General features: G+C 42.6%; 15 protein-coding genes. 13 read left to right on the top strand and 2 right to left on the bottom strand.

What is annotated here, in order from left to right; translation table 11 throughout:
* Window positions 1-4: 4 nt before the first annotated feature.
* Window positions 5-832 carry a lyso-glycine lipid O-acyltransferase GlsA gene (gene glsA / locus J4861_RS10620; RefSeq protein WP_211816807.1) on the bottom strand — a complete coding sequence of 276 codons (828 nt, stop codon included), beginning with the start codon at window positions 830-832 and terminating at the stop codon, window positions 5-7.
* Window positions 833-1,578: 746 nt separating this feature from the next.
* Here glsA and mraZ point away from each other — a divergent pair.
* The 13 genes from mraZ (at window position 1,579) to ftsZ (ending at window position 18,050) form a co-directional block, all read left to right on the top strand.
* A complete protein-coding gene (gene mraZ, locus J4861_RS10625; protein WP_036921513.1) occupies window positions 1,579-2,064 on the top strand; it encodes a division/cell wall cluster transcriptional repressor MraZ in 486 nt (161 codons plus the stop codon).
* A gap of 23 nt (window positions 2,065-2,087) precedes the next feature.
* Window positions 2,088-3,032 carry a 16S rRNA (cytosine(1402)-N(4))-methyltransferase RsmH gene (rsmH, locus tag J4861_RS10630; protein ID WP_211816808.1) on the top strand — a complete coding sequence of 315 codons (945 nt, stop codon included), beginning with the start codon at window positions 2,088-2,090 and terminating at the stop codon, window positions 3,030-3,032.
* Entirely contained in the window at window positions 3,025-3,618 is a 594-nt protein-coding gene (locus tag J4861_RS10635) for an FtsL-like putative cell division protein (RefSeq protein ID WP_013264632.1), read from the top strand. The genes rsmH and J4861_RS10635 overlap by 8 nt, the downstream gene beginning before the upstream one ends.
* Before the next feature lie 3 nt (window positions 3,619-3,621).
* Window positions 3,622-5,781: a penicillin-binding protein gene (locus J4861_RS10640; RefSeq protein ID WP_211816809.1), complete on the top strand. Its 2,160-nt coding sequence runs from the start codon at window positions 3,622-3,624 to the stop codon at window positions 5,779-5,781.
* 65 nt (window positions 5,782-5,846) lie between these two features.
* Window positions 5,847-7,304 carry a UDP-N-acetylmuramoyl-L-alanyl-D-glutamate--2,6-diaminopimelate ligase gene (locus J4861_RS10645; protein WP_211816810.1) on the top strand — a complete coding sequence of 486 codons (1,458 nt, stop codon included), beginning with the start codon at window positions 5,847-5,849 and terminating at the stop codon, window positions 7,302-7,304.
* A 55-nt stretch (window positions 7,305-7,359) separates the two neighbouring features.
* Window positions 7,360-8,631 carry a phospho-N-acetylmuramoyl-pentapeptide-transferase gene (locus tag J4861_RS10650; RefSeq protein WP_211816811.1) on the top strand — a complete coding sequence of 424 codons (1,272 nt, stop codon included), beginning with the start codon at window positions 7,360-7,362 and terminating at the stop codon, window positions 8,629-8,631.
* A gap of 178 nt (window positions 8,632-8,809) precedes the next feature.
* The gene (gene murD / locus J4861_RS10655; RefSeq protein ID WP_036921529.1) at window positions 8,810-10,141 is read left to right on the top strand and encodes a UDP-N-acetylmuramoyl-L-alanine--D-glutamate ligase; all 1,332 of its coding nucleotides are present in this window, start codon (window positions 8,810-8,812) and stop codon (window positions 10,139-10,141) included.
* 90 nt (window positions 10,142-10,231) lie between these two features.
* Window positions 10,232-11,518 (top strand): FtsW/RodA/SpoVE family cell cycle protein, encoded by a 1,287-nt coding sequence (locus J4861_RS10660; protein WP_211816812.1) that lies wholly within the window; start codon window positions 10,232-10,234, stop codon window positions 11,516-11,518.
* Window positions 11,519-11,602: 84 nt separating this feature from the next.
* Window positions 11,603-12,709, top strand: coding sequence for an undecaprenyldiphospho-muramoylpentapeptide beta-N-acetylglucosaminyltransferase (murG, locus tag J4861_RS10665; protein WP_036885704.1), 1,107 nt, complete (start codon window positions 11,603-11,605; stop codon window positions 12,707-12,709).
* An 89-nt stretch (window positions 12,710-12,798) separates the two neighbouring features.
* Window positions 12,799-14,175, top strand: a complete 1,377-nt coding sequence (murC, locus tag J4861_RS10670) for a UDP-N-acetylmuramate--L-alanine ligase (protein WP_211816813.1) — start codon at window positions 12,799-12,801, stop codon at window positions 14,173-14,175.
* A 41-nt stretch (window positions 14,176-14,216) separates the two neighbouring features.
* The gene (locus tag J4861_RS10675) at window positions 14,217-15,155 is read left to right on the top strand and encodes a cell division protein FtsQ (protein ID WP_211816814.1); all 939 of its coding nucleotides are present in this window, start codon (window positions 14,217-14,219) and stop codon (window positions 15,153-15,155) included.
* A 50-nt stretch (window positions 15,156-15,205) separates the two neighbouring features.
* A complete protein-coding gene (gene ftsA / locus J4861_RS10680) occupies window positions 15,206-16,666 on the top strand; it encodes a cell division protein FtsA (protein WP_211816815.1) in 1,461 nt (486 codons plus the stop codon).
* Between the two features lie 55 nt (window positions 16,667-16,721).
* Window positions 16,722-18,050: a cell division protein FtsZ gene (gene ftsZ, locus J4861_RS10685; RefSeq protein WP_036863494.1), complete on the top strand. Its 1,329-nt coding sequence runs from the start codon at window positions 16,722-16,724 to the stop codon at window positions 18,048-18,050.
* Window positions 18,051-18,286: 236 nt separating this feature from the next.
* Here the strand turns inward: ftsZ and J4861_RS10690 are convergent, their stop codons facing one another.
* Window positions 18,287-18,778, bottom strand: coding sequence for a hypothetical protein (locus J4861_RS10690; protein WP_211816816.1), 492 nt, complete (start codon window positions 18,776-18,778; stop codon window positions 18,287-18,289).
* Window positions 18,779-18,914 lie beyond the last annotated feature (136 nt).

Genomic DNA, 18,914 nt, shown 5'->3' on the forward strand with positions numbered 1-18,914 from the left:
AACTTTAGAGTTCATAAACCATGTCTTCAACATATTTCGCCCATTCCATCGGTGTGCGACTCTTATCAAACGTCTGCCAAGGGATTGGCTTTCCTATCGCAACACGGAACGTTTTACCCACATTTTTGTACATCTCATCAACAAGAAACAACATAGCTATGTTCACCTTCTTGACGTATTTATCACTGAAATGTGCAATACGATAGAATCGATCAGAATTACGTCCGCCAAAGAAGATGGGAACTACATCACGCTGATACTCCACACTCTTGGTGACAAATGTCTTCTTCCACTCTAAGTCATGAATCTTCCCATTAATCTTACGACTATTCAGTCCAGCAGGGAACATCAAAATATGATTATCACTTTTAAAGCCAGCCTCAACCATGCGAGGGAAATCTCGACTCTGTTTTCCAGTTTTATTGATGCCAATACTTACTGGTTTTAAGCCCGGAAGATTGAGTAATAAGTCATTAACCAGATAGCGAAATCTGCCATCATAGTGCTTACCGATAATCGATCCCAATGCTACACCATCCTGTCCACCAAGGGGATGATTTGACACAAAGGTATAAAGTTTACCATCATCCTTATCTGGAAGATTCTCTAAACCTTCGATTTGCAGCGTCATGTCAAGATATCGAACACACTCCGTGAGCCATTCTGTCCCTGACAAACCACGACTATCCCATAGAAACTGATTAACCTCATCTTCATGAAGGATTCTTTTTAGCCAATTGACAGCAAAAGAAGGAACGAATTTAGCCTTCGCCCCCATCTTATCTCTTAGAATCTTGTCTATGTCTATCGTCTTCTCTATTTCTGCACCCATGTACTCAATTCTCTCCTAACAAAATGCAAAAATAACGAAACCATTTGGAATAGCTTGCGTTTTTTGCAAAAAATATATGTTTAAACAGAAAAAATCATGTCAACAACAGCGTTGATTACTCTCATTTAAAACCAAATGCTCCATTTTACCCCACTATTTTTTGCATCCTCCACTTCACATAATGAGTCCTAAAACCTACTTTGATACGCCAAAAAGACAGAAAGAAAGGCAACTCAAAAAGAAGGAAATAAAAGCAAAAAAGGGAACAACAAAACTCGTACTTAAAAACGTATTTTGTAATAATATTTCACAACATCAATTTCAATATATGCTCTTTTAGCATCTTAAAGACGCCCAATAAGCTTGCAAAAGGTGCCCTTTAGGAGCCTTACTAACGCCCTTTTGAAGTCCAATTAAGCACCTTTTGGAAACCACTTTTACAACCCTTTGATTCTCTGATATTTACAAAAGCATCCGGAATAGTACTTTTTAGACCTAAATTAGCATTTTAACCCCTCACGATTGTAAATATATTTCAAACCATCACACAACTCACTCAACACTCTTAACACATAGCAAAAATCAAGTACACCACAAAGCGCAATTGACAAGAGGACAGAAACGTCGGCCAAAGTGTTAATATTCTAAAAATAGGGGTCGTTAACAAAATATTGTGGAGCATAGTGGGGATATGTGGGGAAAAATGTGTAACTTTGAAGCCAAATACAGCTTTATAAAAAATAAACATGAGATTCTTAGGCAATATCGAAGCAAAAACAGACGCAAAAGGAAGAGCCTTCCTGCCTGCAGTCTTCCGCAAGGTGCTCAACGCATCAGGCGAGGAATCGTTGGTATTGCGCAAAGATATCTTCGAGCCATGCTTAGTTCTCTACCCCGAGTCTGTTTGGAACGAACGAATGGACGCACTCCGCAAGCGTTTGAGTCGCTGGAGCCGTCGCGACCAGATGATTTATCGCCAGTATGTCACAGATGTTGAGATGATTACATTGGACGGGAACGGTCGTTTCCTCATCCCAAAACGATATCTAAAAATGGCGAATATCGACCAGCAGATTAGGTTTACAGGAATGGACGATTGCATTGAAATCTGGGCGAACGGTGAAAATAACGAGCCATTCATGTCGGCTGAAGAATTCAGCAAGGCCATGGAAGAAACCATGGGCATGGAAGGAGCCATCTCGCTTGATACCCCTTCACAAAACAACGATTAGTCAACCACAAAAGAATCAACAGCATGATTAAGACTGCAGAATGTTATCATATCCCAGTACTCCTCAACGAAAGCATTGAAGGATTGAACCTACATGCCAACGGAGTCTACGTGGATGTAACTTTCGGAGGCGGAGGTCATAGCCGAGAGATTCTTTCTCGCTTAACAGAGGACAGTCATCTTTACAGCTTCGACCAAGATGCTGACGCCGAGCAGAATACTGACAACATGGGCTTAAGTGCGGAACAGGTATACCGCTTCACCTTTGTTCGCTCCAACTTCAGATACCTAAAGAACTGGATGCGGTATTATGGCGTAGAATACATAGATGGACTACTTGCCGACCTTGGTGTTAGCAGCCATCACTTTGATGATGAGACACGTGGGTTCTCATTCCGCTTCGAAGCTCCACTCGACATGAGAATGAACAAACGAGCAGGAATAACAGCTGCCAATATTCTCAACGACTACGATGAAGAACGATTGGCAGACATACTCTACCTCTACGGAGAACTGAAGCAGTCGCGCCGCATCGCCTCAGCCATTGTTAAGGCAAGAGAACAGAAAACATATAAAACAACGAACGACTTACTGACAACCATCGAACCTTTCTTTCAGCGGGCACGCGAAAAGAAAGACATGGCAAAAATGTTTCAAGCCCTTCGCATCGAAGTAAACCACGAGATGGATGCCTTGAAGGAAATGCTTATGGCAGCAACTGAACTGCTTCGCCCTGGCGGTAGACTATCGGTTATTACCTACCACTCCTTAGAGGATAGAATGGTAAAGAACATTATGAAGTCAGGAAATATAGAGGGTAAAGTGAAACAAGACTTCTTCGGACGAATAGAAACGCCATTCCGATTAGTCAATAACAAAGTTATCACTGCAAGTAACGACGAACAAGAACGCAACCCACGAAGCCGAAGTGCAAAACTAAGAATAGCAGAAAAGAAAGCAAATGAATGACGAGAACGACAAGAAGAATCCAACGCTGACGGAGCATCCTCTCACAGAAGATCAGACTGCTTTCACTGAAGAGAGCATAAACGTCACAGAGCCACTCGTTAAGGCAGAGACTATAGAAGATCAACAAGAAGCTACTGCGAATAACGAGGTAGCAACACCACTAACGGAGGAGGAAGAAAAAAGAATAGAAGAAGAGGTTGAAGTAGAAAAGATTAAAGCAGCCATTGAGGAGCAAGCACGCGAAGATGAGCAACCACAATCATCAAACTTCACACTAAGAAAGATTCTTGGAGGTGACATCCTCTCTACGCGACTCCTACGTAATAACATCTGGTTGATTATCACCGCTGTGATTTTCACTATCGTCTACATATCAAATCGATACAGTGTACAGAAGTACCTCATTGAGATTGATAAGTTGCAAAAAGAGTTAGAGGACGCTAAGTATCGTGCGCTTTCAAGTAGTAGTCAACTCACAGAGAAGACACGTGAGAGCCATATACTTGAGATATTGAAAACAAGAAAGGACAGTGTACTGAAAATGTCTGACCGTCCACCTTATATTATAGATGTACCCGAGAAATAGGATATGAGTAAGTTTGATAATAGCAAAGTAATGCCCCGCTACAGCGTTATAGCGATCATCATGTCGCTTGTAGCTGTAGCTGTTATTGGTAAGACAATCTACACCATGACTGCAGGTAGAACCTACTGGCTGGAAGTTGCTGCTTCTCAAAAGAAAGACAGCGTCACAGTAAAGCCTACCAGAGGTAATATCCTAAGCTGTAATGGGCAACTTATGGCAAGTTCATTACCTGAATTTAAGGTTTACATGGACTTCAACGCACTCAAAGCAGCTGGAAACGATACAGCGTTCGTCGATAGCATCAACTATATCAGCAAGGGATTGAATAACATCTTCCCAGAGAAATCAGCAGCCTACTTCAAGAAGTACCTCATGGAAGGCTACCACAAGGAGAGTAAGCATTGGGCAATATGGAACGAGCGCATAGACTATAACACGTTTAAAGAGATACAGAGTCTCCCTATTTTCCACCTTTCTAAATATAAGAGTGGATTCCACTGGGATGAGTTCAATGCACGTCGTCGTCCGTTTGGCTCACTTGCTCAACGAACGATAGGTGATATGTTCGGTGCAAAAGATACAGCTCGCTGTGGATTAGAGCTTTCATACGACTCTATTCTGCGTGGTACAAATGGTATCATCCACCGTCGTAAGGTTCGTAACAAGTTCCTTGATATCACAGACACACCACCTATTGATGGTGCCGACATCATAACTACCATTGACGTCAGTATGCAAGACTTAGCAGAGCGTGCCTTATTAGACGAGCTGAAAGACCCTAACGTAAATGGTAACGTAGGTGTTGCTATTGTAATGGAAGTCGCAACTGGTGACGTGAAGGCTATTGTCAACTTAGATAAATGTAGTGATGGCGAATATAGAGAGGTTAAAAATCATGCCGTAAGTGACTTGCTTGAGCCTGGCTCTGTCTTTAAGACAGCCTCTATTATGACCATCCTTGACGATGGGCTCGTTGATACTATGTACACTGTTCAGACTGGACCAGGTGTATGGAATATGTACGGACGAGACATGAAGGACCACAACTGGACACGTGGAGGATATGGAACACTGACGTTGCCATGGACTTTGAAATACAGTTCAAACATCGGTGTCAGTCGTATCATCGACATGCACTACCACAACAACCCAGAGAAATTCGTTCAAGGTATCTACGACTTAGGTCTTGCAACCGATTTCCATGTCCCTATTGTAGGCTATTCACCAGCACGAATCCGCATGCCACATAAGAATAGTCGTGGTCAGTATGACAACTGGAGTGCCACTGCACTGCCATGGATGAGTATTGGTTACGAGACACAGATACCACCAATATCGACTCTTACCTTCTATAATGCGATTGCCAATGGTGGTAAGCTAATGCAGCCACGATTTGTAAAACAGATTGTAAAAAATGGCGAAGTCATCTATAACAATCCGCCAAAGGTATTAAAAGAGCGTATTGCAAAGGAAAGTACCATCAAGAATATTACACGCATTCTGACGGAAGTTGTCTCTGAAGGCTTGGGTAAGAAGGCTGGCTCTGACAAATTCCTCGTTGCAGGTAAGACTGGTACTGCCCAGATGTCAAAGGGAGCCTTGGGTTATAAGACTGGTGGAACAAACTATCTCCTCAGCTTTGCAGGCTTCTTCCCTGCCGACAAACCACGTTACAGTTGTATTGTCTGCATACAGAAGACAGGCCTTCCAGCATCCGGAGGTGGCATGAGTGGTGTTGTATTCCACCACATTGCGGAAGGCATTATGGCACAAAGTCTGAAGCTGAATGTTACTGATGCACACGATGCTTCATCTGTAACAATCCCTACAGCAAAGACAGGCAACCTGCTTGCAACAGACTATGTGCTGAATTCTCTCGGTTTCCAAATAACGAATGGTTGGAACGGTGCTTACCCATTTGGTAATCCTATATGGGGAACAACCACCATAAAAGGAAAGTCATTGACCTTCCAAAAGGAGCAAACACCTAAAGCCAACATAGTCCCTGACGTCCATGGCATGGGTGCTCGCGACGCTGTTTACTTGATGGAGAAACATGGTATTAAAGTAATACTTACTGGTAGAGGTCGTGTTATTAAACAAAGCGTTGCACCAGGCGAGAAGGTTAAGAAGGGCATGAAATGTGAATTAAGAATGGGATAAACATTCACTTCACAAAGACAGAACACTTCGATTACAATCATAAAGAATAAGAAAAGAACAAAGATATGAAGTTAAGCGAATTACTCAAAGACGTTAAGGTTATTGCTAATCAAGGCAATATTGACGTTGAGATTAAAGGAGTGAACATTGATAGTCGTAAGATAGAGAACGGCCACTTGTTCATCGCAATGAAAGGAACACAGGTAGACGGACATAAATTCATTAGCAAAGCTATTGAGTTAGGAGCCGTAGCAATCCTACTTGAAGATATGCCTGAGGAACTGAATGAAAAGGTAACATACGTTCAGGTAGCATCAACTGAAGAAGAAGCAGGAAAGGTTGCCACAATGTTCTATGGAGAACCATCACGCAAACTGAAGTTGGTTGGTGTAACTGGAACGAACGGTAAGACAACCATTGCCACCTTATTATATAGAATGTTCCGTGAATTCGGTCATAAGGTAGGCTTACTCTCTACCGTATGTAACTATATTAATGATGAGGAAGTTCCTGCAAGTCACACTACTCCAGACCCAATAGAACTTAACTGTCTACTTGCGAAGATGGTTGAGGCAGGCTGCGAATATGCGTTCATGGAGTGTTCCAGCCATGCTATCCATCAGCATCGTATAGGTGGTTTAGAGTTTGTAGGAGGCATCTTCACCAACCTTACACGTGACCACCTCGACTACCATAAGACTTTCGAGAACTATCGCAATGCCAAGAAGATGTTCTTCGACGGATTACCTAAGACCGCTTTTGCCATTACCAATGCCGATGACAAGAACGGAATGATTATGGTTCAGAACACAAAGGCAACAGTCAAGACCTATTCTATCAAACGAATGGCAGACTTCCGTGCAAAGATTCTTGAATGCCACTTTGAAGGTATGTACCTTGAAGTTGACGGCAAAGAGGTTGGCGTACAGTTCATTGGCAAGTTCAATGTGAGCAATCTGCTTGCAGTATATGGTGCTGCCATCATGTTAGGTAAGAAGCCAGAAGACGTCCTAATAGCAATGAGCACACTCAAGAGTGTTAACGGACGATTAGAGCCAATTCAATCACCAGAAGGCTACACTGCTGTTGTTGACTATGCCCATACACCAGACGCATTGGAGAATGTCCTCAGTGCTATTCACGATGTACTTGATGGTAAGGGCGGACATGTCATTACTGTCTGCGGTGCAGGCGGACATCGTGACAAGGGAAAGCGTCCATTAATGGCTCAAGAGGCTGTTAAACAAAGTGACACTGTCATCCTTACAAGTGACAATCCACGCGACGAAGAGCCACAGGCTATTATCGATGATATGCTTGCAGGACTTGACACTACACAGCGCAAGAAGGTTCTCACGATTACAGATCGTAAGGAAGCAATTCGCACTGCAGCCATGATGGCACAGAAAGGTGACGTTATTCTTGTTGCAGGTAAGGGACATGAGAACTACCAAGAGATAAATGGTGTGAAGCATCATTTCGATGACCACGAGGTTATCCGTGAAATCTTCGGTATCAAGTAATTCTAAAATAGAGACCCTATCGTCTATCGTAAGAACAACATAAAAGAGAAATAAAATGTTATACTATATCTTCCGTTGGCTTGACCAGTTCGGTATCAGTGGTTCTCACCTTTGGGGCTACATCAGTTTCCGTTCTATCTTGGCAATGATATTAGCACTGATTATCTCTGCATGGTTCGGAGAACGCTTCATTAAATACCTCAAGAAGAAGCAGATTACAGAGGTACAACGAGATGCACAGATTGACCCATTTGGTGTCAAAAAGATTGGTGTACCATCAATGGGTGGTATTATCATCATCGTTGCCCTCTTGATTCCTGTCGTCTTGTTAGGTAGATTACGTAATATCTATCTGCTCTTGATGATTGTCACAACCATTTGGTTGGGTTTCCTCGGTGGTATGGATGACTTCATTAAGATATTCAAGCACGACAAGGAAGGACTGAAGGGTAAATATAAAATTATCGGACAAGTAACCATCGGACTCATCGTTGGCTTAACACTTTGGGCTTCTCCTGACGTCAAAGCTAACATGAACCTTGAGGTAGCCAATCAAAATGGCAAGGAAATCGTCATCAAACATGAGGCTAAAGCCGAAAAGACACTGAAGACGACCATTCCATTTGTAAAATCACATAATCTTGATTATTCAGAAATTGTAGGTTTCTTAGGTAAGTACAAAACTGCTGGTGGCTGGATTCTGTTTGTCCTTATGACCATCTTCGTTGTCACGGCTGTATCTAATGGTGCAAACCTTAACGACGGAATGGATGGTATGTGTGCAGGAAACTCCGCCATCATAGGTGTCGTATTGGGTATATTAGCCTACGTAAGTAGCCATATACAATACGCAGCCTACCTCAACATTATGTACATTCCAGGCTCGGAAGAGTTAGTAGTGTTCTTCATGGCATTCATTGGAGCATTGATAGGCTTCCTTTGGTACAATGCTTATCCTGCACAAGTGTTCATGGGTGACACGGGAAGTCTTACCATCGGAGGTATCATAGCAGTAGGTGCAATCATCATTCACAAGGAGTTGATGCTCCCTATTCTCTGTGGCGTATTCTTTGTTGAGAGCTTAAGTGTTATCGTACAGGTTTGGTACTACAAGTTAGGAAAGCGTAAAGGTGTTAAACAGCGTATCTTTAAGCGCACACCAATACATGACAACTTCCGTACACAAGATAGCCAACTCGATCCAGAGTGTAAGTATCTCTTGAAAAAACCACATAGTGCAGTGCATGAGAGTAAGATTACACTACGCTTCATCATCGTGACTATCATCCTCGCTGCAATGACTATCATCACACTGAAGATAAGATAAGCACGAGGCGTGCGAGGCGTTAGCACGATATGTGCGGAGCATTCGCACAATTGGTGTTCATACGAAACACCACACAGCTGACCACTACCCAAGAGGCGAGTAACCATTTACTCGAAGAGAGGTAAGCAGCCAGCAAACAAAAACATTACATAAGCAAGAGTAAGGAAAGGAAAGATATATGAAAAGAATAGTAATACTTGGTGCCGGTGAAAGTGGTGCCGGCGCAGCCGTATTGGCAAAGAAAGAAGGCTTTGATGTCTTTGTTTCTGACATGTCAGCCATTAAGGACAAGTATAAGAAGATGCTTGATGACCGTGGTATAGAATGGGAAGAGGGACAACACACAGAAGAGAAGATTCTCAATGCTGATGAAATCATCAAGAGTCCTGGTATTCCTAAAGAAGCTCCTATTGTTCAGAAACTTATCGCACAGGGTACACATATCATTAGTGAAATAGAATTTGCTGGTCGATACACCAACTCTAAGATGATATGTATTACAGGAAGTAATGGAAAGACCACAACAACGAGCCTCATCTATCATATCTTCAAAGATGCTGGTTACGACGCTGGTTTGGCTGGTAACATTGGTAACAGTCTTGCACTGCAAGTAGCAGAAGACCCACATGAGTATTATATCATTGAGTTGAGCAGCTTCCAGTTGGACAATATGTATGACTTCCGTGCCAATATTGCCATCCTTCTCAATATCACCCCTGACCACTTGGACCGCTATGACTACAAGTTTGAGAACTACGCAGACGCTAAGATGCGTATCATTCAGAATCAAACCAAGGAGGATAGCTTCATTTACTGGAACGATGACCCTGTCATCAAGAAGGAACTCGAGAAGTTTGATGTACATGCCGTATGCTATCCATTCTCTGAATTAAAGGAGAAGGGCAGTATCGGTTACATTGAAGAAGGACAGTATACGATTGAACAGCCTGAGCCATTCAACATGGAGCAGGAAGACCTTTCGCTCACAGGACGTCACAACATTTACAACTCTTTAGCTGCAGGTATTGCTTCTGATATCAGCGGTATTAAGAAAGAAAACATCCGCAAGAGTCTGAGCGACTTCCCTGGCGTTGAACATAGATTGGAAAAGGTATGTAAGGTTGCTGGCGTACAATACATCAACGACTCTAAGGCTACCAATGTTGATGCTTGCTGGTATGCACTCGAAAGTATGCGCACACCAACAATCTTGATTATTGGTGGCAAGGATAAGGGAAATGACTATAACAGTATTAAGGACTTAGTTAAGCAGAAGTGTGCTGGCATTGTATACCTTGGCGCTGACAATAAGAAGCTACATGACAACTTCGACGACCTCGGTCTTCCTATCCGCGACACCCATTCCATGAAGGATTGTGTTGCAGCTTGTGCAGAGTTAGCAAAGCCTGGTGACACAGTTCTCCTAAGCCCATGCTGTGCAAGCTTCGATCTTTTTAAGAATATGGAAGACCGTGGCGAGCAGTTCAAGAGCTATGTAAGAGCATTGTAGGAAAAGACTTATCTGGCTAATTGGGCTAATAAGACTAAATTGGGCCTATAAGGCTAATTGGGCTAATAATCCCATAAGGAACAAAAAATAATGAAGAATAAATCTCTCAGTAACATATTCAAAGGAGACAAGGTTATTTGGATGGTCTTCTTCTTCCTATGTATCATCAGTATCATTGAGGTATATTCAGCCTCAAGTTCACTGTCGTACACAGGAGGTAACTACTGGAGCCCTATCATCTACCATTGCAGCATCCTTGTTGTTGGCATTGCTTTGATGGTGGTTGTATTAAATATTAAATGTCGTTACTTCAAACTTATCACACCGATTGTACTGGGCATGTCCATACTGATGCTTATATGGGTGCTCGTAGCAGGACAAAGTACGAATGGAGCAAGCCGATGGATTAGTTTTGCAGGTATACAATTCCAACCTTCCGAATTAGGCAAGGGTGCTTTGGTATTAGCCATTGCACAGATACTTAGTGCAATGCAAACCGAACATGGAGCAGATCGAAAAGCCTTTAAATATATCATGTGGCTATCTGGTGGTATTATTCTCCTGATTCTTGGTGAGAATCTTTCCACAGCTATGCTCATTGGTTTGACCGTAGTATTGATGATGTTTGTGGGAAGAGTTCCTTTTAATCAGTTAGGTCGTTTGATCGGTTTCATCGTCTTACTTGGAGTTTTCGTCCTATCTATGGTGATGCTTGTGGGTGATGACAAGAAAGCTGAGGACGAATTATCTGCCAAACAAAACCTTACAGAACAGACGGTAACTGCACAGCAAGAGGAATCACCCGGATTCATTGGTAAAATTCTCCACCGCGCTGACACATGGAAGGCACGTGTCAAGAAATTCTTTAGTAACGAATATGTTGCACCAAAAGATTACGACTTAGATAAAGATGCGCAGGTGGCACATGCTAACATAGCCATCGCTTCATCAGATGTCGTTGGTAAAGGACCAGGAAACTCTAATGAAAGAGACTTTCTTTCGCAAGCCTTCTCCGACTTTATCTATGCGATTATCATTGAAGAAGGAGGTATCGAAGGAGCCATCTTTGTGGCACTCCTATATATTATCCTTCTGTTCAGAACTGGAATTATAGCCAACCGGTGTGAAAATTCTTTCCCTGCTTTCCTCGCTATGGGTATCGCTTTCCTCTTGGTTACACAGGCGTTATTCAATATGTTAGTAGCAGTAGGATTGGCGCCAGTAACAGGACAACCACTTCCTCTTATCAGTAAGGGTGGTACTTCAACTATCATTAATTGCGTCTACATAGGCGTAATACTCAGTGTAAGCCGTTCGGCAAAGAAAAAGAAAGAAGAAAAGAAACCTTCAGAGAAAGTTTCACATGCAATAGTCTAATCTGTAGAGAAGACTAAAAAGAATGTGAAAGTTGAAAGAAGATAAAAAAAATGATTACCTTTGTAGGTTATAAAGAAGATGCAAATGGACGAAGAATTAAGAATTATCATCAGCGGTGGCGGCACGGGAGGACATATTTTCCCTGCAGTATCTATTGCTAATGCCATTAAGGCAAAACACCCAGAGGCGAAGATTCTCTTTGTGGGTGCTGATGGACGTATGGAGATGCAACGTGTTCCTGCTGCAGGTTATGAGATAAAAGGCCTACCTATCAAAGGTTTCGACCGTGCTAATAAGCTAAAGAACATTGAAGTACTTTGCAAACTTTGGAAGAGTCTTCGTATGGCTCGCCAGATAATAAAAGACTTTAAGCCACAGGTTGCTGTGGGTGTTGGTGGTTATGCCAGTGGTGCAACGCTCTATGAGTGTGCAAAGATGGGCATCCCATGTCTTATCCAAGAGCAGAATTCTTATGCTGGTGTTACCAACAAACTATTGTCTAAGCGTGTGAAGAAGATTTGCGTTGCTTACGAAGGTATGGACCGTTTCTTCCCTGCTGATAAGATTATCATGACGGGTAACCCTGTTCGTCAGAACGTCCTCTCTACCCCACTCTCTGTTGAAGAATCACGTGAGAGTTTCGGTCTTGACCCTAACAAGAAAACGATCCTCCTCGTTGGTGGTAGCCTTGGAGCAAGAACTATCAATCGCTCAGTCATTGAACACCTTGATCTCATCAAGCAATCAGACGTTCAATTCATATGGCAAACGGGTAAGTTCTATCATCAACAGATATTGGATTCGATGAAGGGTAAGGAACTTCCGAACCTAAAGATAATGGACTTTATCAGTGATATGGGTGCTGCATATAAGGCTGCTGACCTTGTTATCAGTCGTGCTGGTGCAAGTTCTATCAGTGAATTCCAGCTTATCGGAAAGCCTGTTATCTTGGTTCCAAGTCCAAACGTGGCAGAAGATCATCAGACAAAGAATGCAATGGCATTGGTCAATAAAGATGCTGCACTCTGCGTAAAGGACGTTGATGCACCTGACACTTTAATAAAACTTGCACTCGATACCATTACAAATGATGAGAAGTTGGCAAGTCTTAGTGAGAATGTTAAGAAGATGGGGCTGAAGAACTCCGCAGAGATTATTGCTGACGAGGTTATCAAACTCATTAAGGGATAAAGCTATCTTCCAATAGATAGGGTTTAAAGAAACTATCGTAGAACGCTGTTCTATTCCCAAACAAAAGAAAGAAAAAGAATACATAACACATGGAACTCAAAGATATTAAATCAGTTTACTTCGTAGGTGCAGGTGGCATCGGTATGAGTGCTATTGCTCGTTATTTCCTTCATAAAGGATTGAAAGTAGCGGGTTACGATAAAACTCCATCTGAACTTACCCACACTTTGGAGAAAGAAGGAATGGACATTCATTATGAGGAGAATGTTCAACTCATCCCTGCAGCGTGCAAAGAACCAGCATCAACGTTGGTAATCTACACACCTGCCATCCCTTCTAAGCATGCTGAACTGGTTTACTTCCGTGAGAATGGCTTTGAGATTCAGAAACGTGCACAGGTTCTCGGCACACTCACCCGAACACATAAGGGTCTTTGCTTTGCTGGAACACATGGAAAAACAACTACTTCCAGTATGTGTGCACACCTTATGCACCAAAGTCATTTGGACTGTAACGCCTTCCTTGGCGGCATTTCCAAGAACTATGGCACTAATTATATCCTCTCTGACCATAGCGACTTTGTTGTGATTGAGGCAGACGAGTTCGACCGTTCGTTCCATTGGTTGCGTCCTTGGATGAGCGTTATCACCTCTACTGACCCTGATCACTTGGACATCTACGGCACAAAAGAGGCTTACCTTGAGAGTTTCCGACACTATACAGAACTCATCAAAAAGGGAGGCGCACTCATTATCCACAAAGGATTAGAGATGAAGCCAAACGTACAAGAAGGTGTTAGAATCTATGAATACAGCCGTGATGAAGGCGACTTCCACGCTGAGAACATACGAATTGCAAACGGAACTATCACTTTCGACTTCATTTCTCCTATCGAAAACATTAAGGATGTAGAACTTGGACAACCCATTCCTATCAACATTGAAAATGGTATCTCAGCAATGGCAATGGCTCAACTCAATGGCTGTACGGCAGAAGAATTACGCAATGGAATGAAGACATATGGTGGTGTCGACCGTCGTTTCGACTTCAAGATAAAGGATAACCGCCACGTCTTCCTCTCAGACTATGCGCATCATCCAAAGGAGATTCTGCAGAGTGCAAAGAGTCTTAAGGAACTCTATGCTGACAAGAAGGTTACTGCAATCTTCCAACCACACCTCTACACACGAACACGTGACTTCTATAAGGAGTTTGCAGAGGCACTCAGTCATTTCGATGAAGTGGTATTGACAGAGATTTATCCTGCTCGTGAAGAACCTATTCCAGGTGTAACAAGCGAGCTCATCTACGACAACCTCGGTCCTAATGTTAAGAAACAGATGATTAAAAAGGACGATGTTCTCGACTTTGTAAAGTCAAGAGACTTTGACGTTTTGGTTGTTTTGGGTGCCGGTAATCTCGACAATTATGTCCCAGAGATTGCAAAGATACTCAACGAGAAATAAGAAGAAAGAAAGCAAAAACTCTTAAACAAAAGAGAGAAGATATGCACATTAAGTGGAAAAAGATAATTATCACTGCGCTGGATATTGTACTGGCTATTTATCTCATCATGGCAGTTACCTCATGGAACAAGCCTGATGAGAGCAAACAGCTATGCACCAAAGTGAATATCAACATATCTGACTCTAACAATGCTGGCTTTCTTACCGCTACAGAAATCAAACAAATATTAGAGAAAGCCCACCTCTATCCCCTCAATAAGAAGATAACTGACATCAATCCACGCAAGATTGAGGAGGCATTAAAAGTGGGACCATTCATCAATACAGCCCAATGCTACAAAACAAAAGATGGACACGTCAACATCTATATTACTCAACGTATGCCGATTATCCGCATTAAAAGTAGCAATGGAGCTGATTACTATCTTGATGATAATGGGGGAATACTCCCGAACTCTAAGTATACCAGCGACTTAATCATTGCAACTGGCAATATAGATAATAACTTTGCACGCCTTTATATTGCTCCTCTTGCCAAGGCTATCAGTGCTGAACCACTATGGCTGAACCAAATAGAGCAGATTAATGTCTTACCAGACAGAGGCATTGAGTTAGTACCACGTGTCGGTAATCATATCATCTTCATGGGTTACTTGCCTAAAAACAATGGTCCATGGAAGCGTAAGCACGATATAAATATCTTCGTTAAAAAGAAGTTGTCACGCTTAGAGAAGTTCTATCGATATGGTCTTTCACAGGCTGGTTGGAACAAATACTCTTACATCGACATAGAATTCGACAACCAAATCATCTGTAAGAAACGTGATGAGAAAGCCGAGAAAGAAGAAGAGGATACATTGCTTAAGAAGGCTCAGTCTGAACAAGTAGAAGACGTACAACGTACAGAAGAGGAGGAAAGAGATAAAGCCCGTAAGGAAGTGAAACGGCAAGAAGATGCCTCAGCAGGACTTACGGAATAAAAAATATCATTTTAGAGAATATAAAATAAGGAACATAATACTTAACGAATATGGCAGAGTTCATAGTAGCCATTGAATTAGGCTCATCAAAGATTACGGGAATCGCTGGCAAAAAGAATCTTGACGGCAGTATCTCCGTGCTTGCTGTTGTAAAGGAAGACGCTACACAGTGTATTCGCAAGGGTGTCGTTTACAACATCGACAAGACCGGACAGTGCCTCACTGGCATCATCAACAAACTAAGAAAACAACTGAAGTATGAGATTTCTCAGGTCTATGTAGGCGTGGGAGGACAGTCTATACGAAGCGTTCGCAACGTTATCGTAAAGGATCTGCCTACTGATACCATCATTACCTCAGATATGATTAATGAGTTAATGGATGCCAACCGCAATATGACTTATCCTGACCAGGAGATTCTCGATGCTGCCACACAGGAGTATAAGGTTGACAACCAGTTTGTTCTCGACCCAGTCGGTATCAAAGCCACTCGTCTTGAGGGTAACTTCCTTAATATCCTTTGGCGCAAGGCTTTCTATGATAACCTCAACAACTGCTTTGAGAAGTCTGGCATCTCTATTGCCGAGATGTACCTTGCACCTTTGGCCTTGGCTGATGCCGTGTTGAGCGAGGCTGAGAAACGTGGAGGTTGTGTATTGGTTGACTTCGGTGCTGATACAACAACAGTTTCCGTATATTACAAGAACATTCTCCGTCACTTGGCTGTTATTCCATTGGGTGGTAACAATATTACAAAGGACATTGCCAGCCTACAGATGGAAGAAAAGGATGCTGAGGCGATGAAGCTTAAGTATGGTTCTGCTTTCACTGAAAATAACGATATCGACAATACATTAAAATACTCTATAGACCCAGAACGTACCGTAGAGAGCCGTAAGTTCATTGAAATCGTTGAGGCACGTATTGGTGAAATCGTTGAGAATGTATGGTGTCAGGTACCATCTGACTATGCCGACAAACTTCTTGGCGGTATCATTCTCACTGGTGGTGGTATGAACTTAAAGAACATTGAACGCTGTATTCGTAATACCACACATATCGACAAGATTCGTAAAGCAAACTTCGTTACACATACCATCGCTTCAAGCAATGCAGATATCACAGCTAAGAATGGTGACATGAACACAATTCTCGGTTTGCTTATCAAGGGTGAGATGAACTGTGCTGGACAAGAATACAACCCTGCACAGAGCAATCTCTTCAACAACGAAGACATTGCAGTAGCAACTCCTATTGATCAACAGCAGCAACCTTACACACCATCCTCTACAACAAGACAGGGACAAGGTATTGTTCCAACACCTGAAGAGAAGAAGAAGGCTGAAGCTGAACGTCGTAAGCGTGAAGAGGAAGAACGCAAGTTGCGTGAGGAAGAGGAAGCAAGAGAGCGCGAACTCGAAGAGGAGAAGCGTCGCAATAGCTTCTGGAACAAATTCTCACGTAAGGTGAAAGATTTCGGAAAAATCATTATGAGTGAGGATGAAGAGTAATCAACAGCCCACGCAAAAAAGAACAATAGGAAATAAACATAGACAACATACTGTTATGGCAGACAACAATAATAAAATGGATATATTAGACTTCGGTGACGGCGATGTAGCTGATAGCATCATCAAGGTCATTGGTGTCGGTGGTGGTGGTGGTAACGCCGTAAACCACATGTACAGAGAAGGTATCCACGATGTGACCTTCGTACTCTGTAACACGGATGCGCAGGCACTCAACGACTCTCCTGTTCCTGTTCATCTGCAATTGGGTAAGGAAGGATTAGGTGCTGGAAACCGTCCTGAACGTGCACGTCAGGCTGCAGAAGAGACCAGCGAGGATATCAAGCGTATGCTCAACGATGGTACGAAGATGGCATTTATCACCGCTGGTATGGGTGGTGGTACGGGTACTGGTGCAGCACCTGTCATCGCACGTGTCAGCAAGGAATTGGGTATTCTCACCGTGGGTATCGTTACAATTCCATTCCGTTTCGAGGGAGCTAAGAAGATAGATCAGGCGTTGGATGGCGTTGAAGAGATGGCAAAGCACGTCGATGCGTTACTCGTTATCAACAATGAACGTCTCCGCGAGATTTACCCTGAACTGAGTTTGCTCAATGGTTTCCGTAAGGCTGACGACACCCTGAGCGTGGCTGCTAAGAGTATTGCAGAGATTATCACCGTTCATGGTATTATGAACCTCGACTTCAACGATGTTAAGACAGTCCTCAAAGATGGTGGTGTAGCTATCATGTCTACTGGTTATGGTGAGGGTGAAGGTCGTGTCAAGCAGGCGATTGAGGATGCACTCAACTCACCACTGCTCAACGATAACGATGTCTATAAGTCTAAGAAGATTCTGCTCTCAATCAACTTCAACACCGACGACAAGGACAATCCTGGTTTGACAATGGAGGAAATGGGCGATGTAACAGAGTTCATGAACCACTTCAGCGCAGACTTCGAATTGAAATGGGGACTTGCTATTGACCCTGAACTCGACAAGAAGGTTAAGGTTACTATCCTTGCAACGGGCTTCGGTATCGAGGATGTTGACGGTATGGGTAGCCATATCAAGAAGCAGACACAAGAGGATGCAGCACGTCAGGCAGAGGAAGAGGAGAAGGCTGCAGAGCGTCGTGACCGTCGTGATCGTTTCTATAAGGACAACAACAGCTCACAATATAAGCACCGTCCACACATCTATCGCTTTACTGCGGATGAACTCGACAACGAGGATGTTATCCTTGCTGTAGAGAACACACCAACCTATAAGCGTACTAAGCAGATGATTAAGGACATCAAACGCATCAGTAATCCTGAGCAAGATAATGAAGAAAACGAAAGCAACGAAGGCGCAGTTGAAGGCGTTATTAGCTTCGTATAATTGTTATATCAAGAATAAGAAAAGGCTGGACTCCGAAAGAAGTTCAGCCTTTTTTGATTCATCAACCTTCTTCATTATAAGAAGAATAACCCCTTCCCTTTGGGGAAAAGGCAGCCTTTCTATTAGTCTCTTTACCCTTATATGCATTCTTATTAAGCCTCCGCACCACATGTGTTAGGCGTCCGCACATAACGTGCTAAGGCTTCGCACACTCGTAGAAGAAGGCAAGACTTCTCCTATTTTGTAGTATTTTCTTTCTTACAAAGGCTAATTCCAGAAACATAATAGACCGTTGGAAGTGGCTCTTTTAGATACAGTTCCACATCATATTGCTTACAACTATCAGAAAGGGCATAGTCTGAAAGTGAGAAAGAACGCTTAAAAGATCTCCCCTTAAAGCTAAAATAAATATGATCTACTCTAAAAGTTGAAAAGCCATTTAATGGTACCTTATAAATCTTTTCTGGCAGATAATACGACCTTAATACCAGAGAAAGCCCAACTACTACCCAACAAATACATGCGTTATTGACTATAGCATCAAAGCCCTTCGATGCTATCAACTTATCATATAGGATTGCCACAACCGTAACAACAATAAAGAGTCCAATATCATAATATGCCACCACCAGAAATCTCTGATAGATAACATAACATCCCATTATCAATAGCAACGAAAGGAAATTACGTAACTTACCCAACTTCGCCTTACTAAATAAAGCCTTCATTCTACCTTATTTACAATGTTATATCCATGGATTGTATCGTAAACTCGCCACAAATACGCTCCTCACATAGTCCTAAATATTAATCAATCCAAAGCAAACACCCAAAGACAAACATGTTCCCTCAGATGCGCACTTC

Source organism: Prevotella melaninogenica (genome assembly GCF_018127925.1).
GTDB classification, from domain to species: Bacteria; Bacteroidota; Bacteroidia; order Bacteroidales; family Bacteroidaceae; genus Prevotella; species Prevotella melaninogenica_C.

Excerpts from the sequence above, each read along its gene's own strand:
- glsA (WP_211816807.1), bottom strand. The coding sequence starts at position 832 with ATGGGTGCAGAAATAGAGAAGACGATAGACATAGACAAGATTCTAAGA.
- mraZ (WP_036921513.1), top strand. The coding sequence starts at position 1,579 with ATGAGATTCTTAGGCAATATCGAAGCAAAAACAGACGCAAAAGGAAGA.
- rsmH (WP_211816808.1), top strand. The coding sequence starts at position 2,088 with ATGATTAAGACTGCAGAATGTTATCATATCCCAGTACTCCTCAACGAA.
- J4861_RS10635 (WP_013264632.1), top strand. The coding sequence starts at position 3,025 with ATGAATGACGAGAACGACAAGAAGAATCCAACGCTGACGGAGCATCCT.
- J4861_RS10640 (WP_211816809.1), top strand. The coding sequence starts at position 3,622 with ATGAGTAAGTTTGATAATAGCAAAGTAATGCCCCGCTACAGCGTTATA.
- J4861_RS10645 (WP_211816810.1), top strand. The coding sequence starts at position 5,847 with ATGAAGTTAAGCGAATTACTCAAAGACGTTAAGGTTATTGCTAATCAA.
- J4861_RS10650 (WP_211816811.1), top strand. The coding sequence starts at position 7,360 with ATGTTATACTATATCTTCCGTTGGCTTGACCAGTTCGGTATCAGTGGT.
- murD (WP_036921529.1), top strand. The coding sequence starts at position 8,810 with ATGAAAAGAATAGTAATACTTGGTGCCGGTGAAAGTGGTGCCGGCGCA.
- J4861_RS10660 (WP_211816812.1), top strand. The coding sequence starts at position 10,232 with ATGAAGAATAAATCTCTCAGTAACATATTCAAAGGAGACAAGGTTATT.
- murG (WP_036885704.1), top strand. The coding sequence starts at position 11,603 with ATGGACGAAGAATTAAGAATTATCATCAGCGGTGGCGGCACGGGAGGA.
- murC (WP_211816813.1), top strand. The coding sequence starts at position 12,799 with ATGGAACTCAAAGATATTAAATCAGTTTACTTCGTAGGTGCAGGTGGC.
- J4861_RS10675 (WP_211816814.1), top strand. The coding sequence starts at position 14,217 with ATGCACATTAAGTGGAAAAAGATAATTATCACTGCGCTGGATATTGTA.
- ftsA (WP_211816815.1), top strand. The coding sequence starts at position 15,206 with ATGGCAGAGTTCATAGTAGCCATTGAATTAGGCTCATCAAAGATTACG.
- ftsZ (WP_036863494.1), top strand. The coding sequence starts at position 16,722 with ATGGCAGACAACAATAATAAAATGGATATATTAGACTTCGGTGACGGC.
- J4861_RS10690 (WP_211816816.1), bottom strand. The coding sequence starts at position 18,778 with ATGAAGGCTTTATTTAGTAAGGCGAAGTTGGGTAAGTTACGTAATTTC.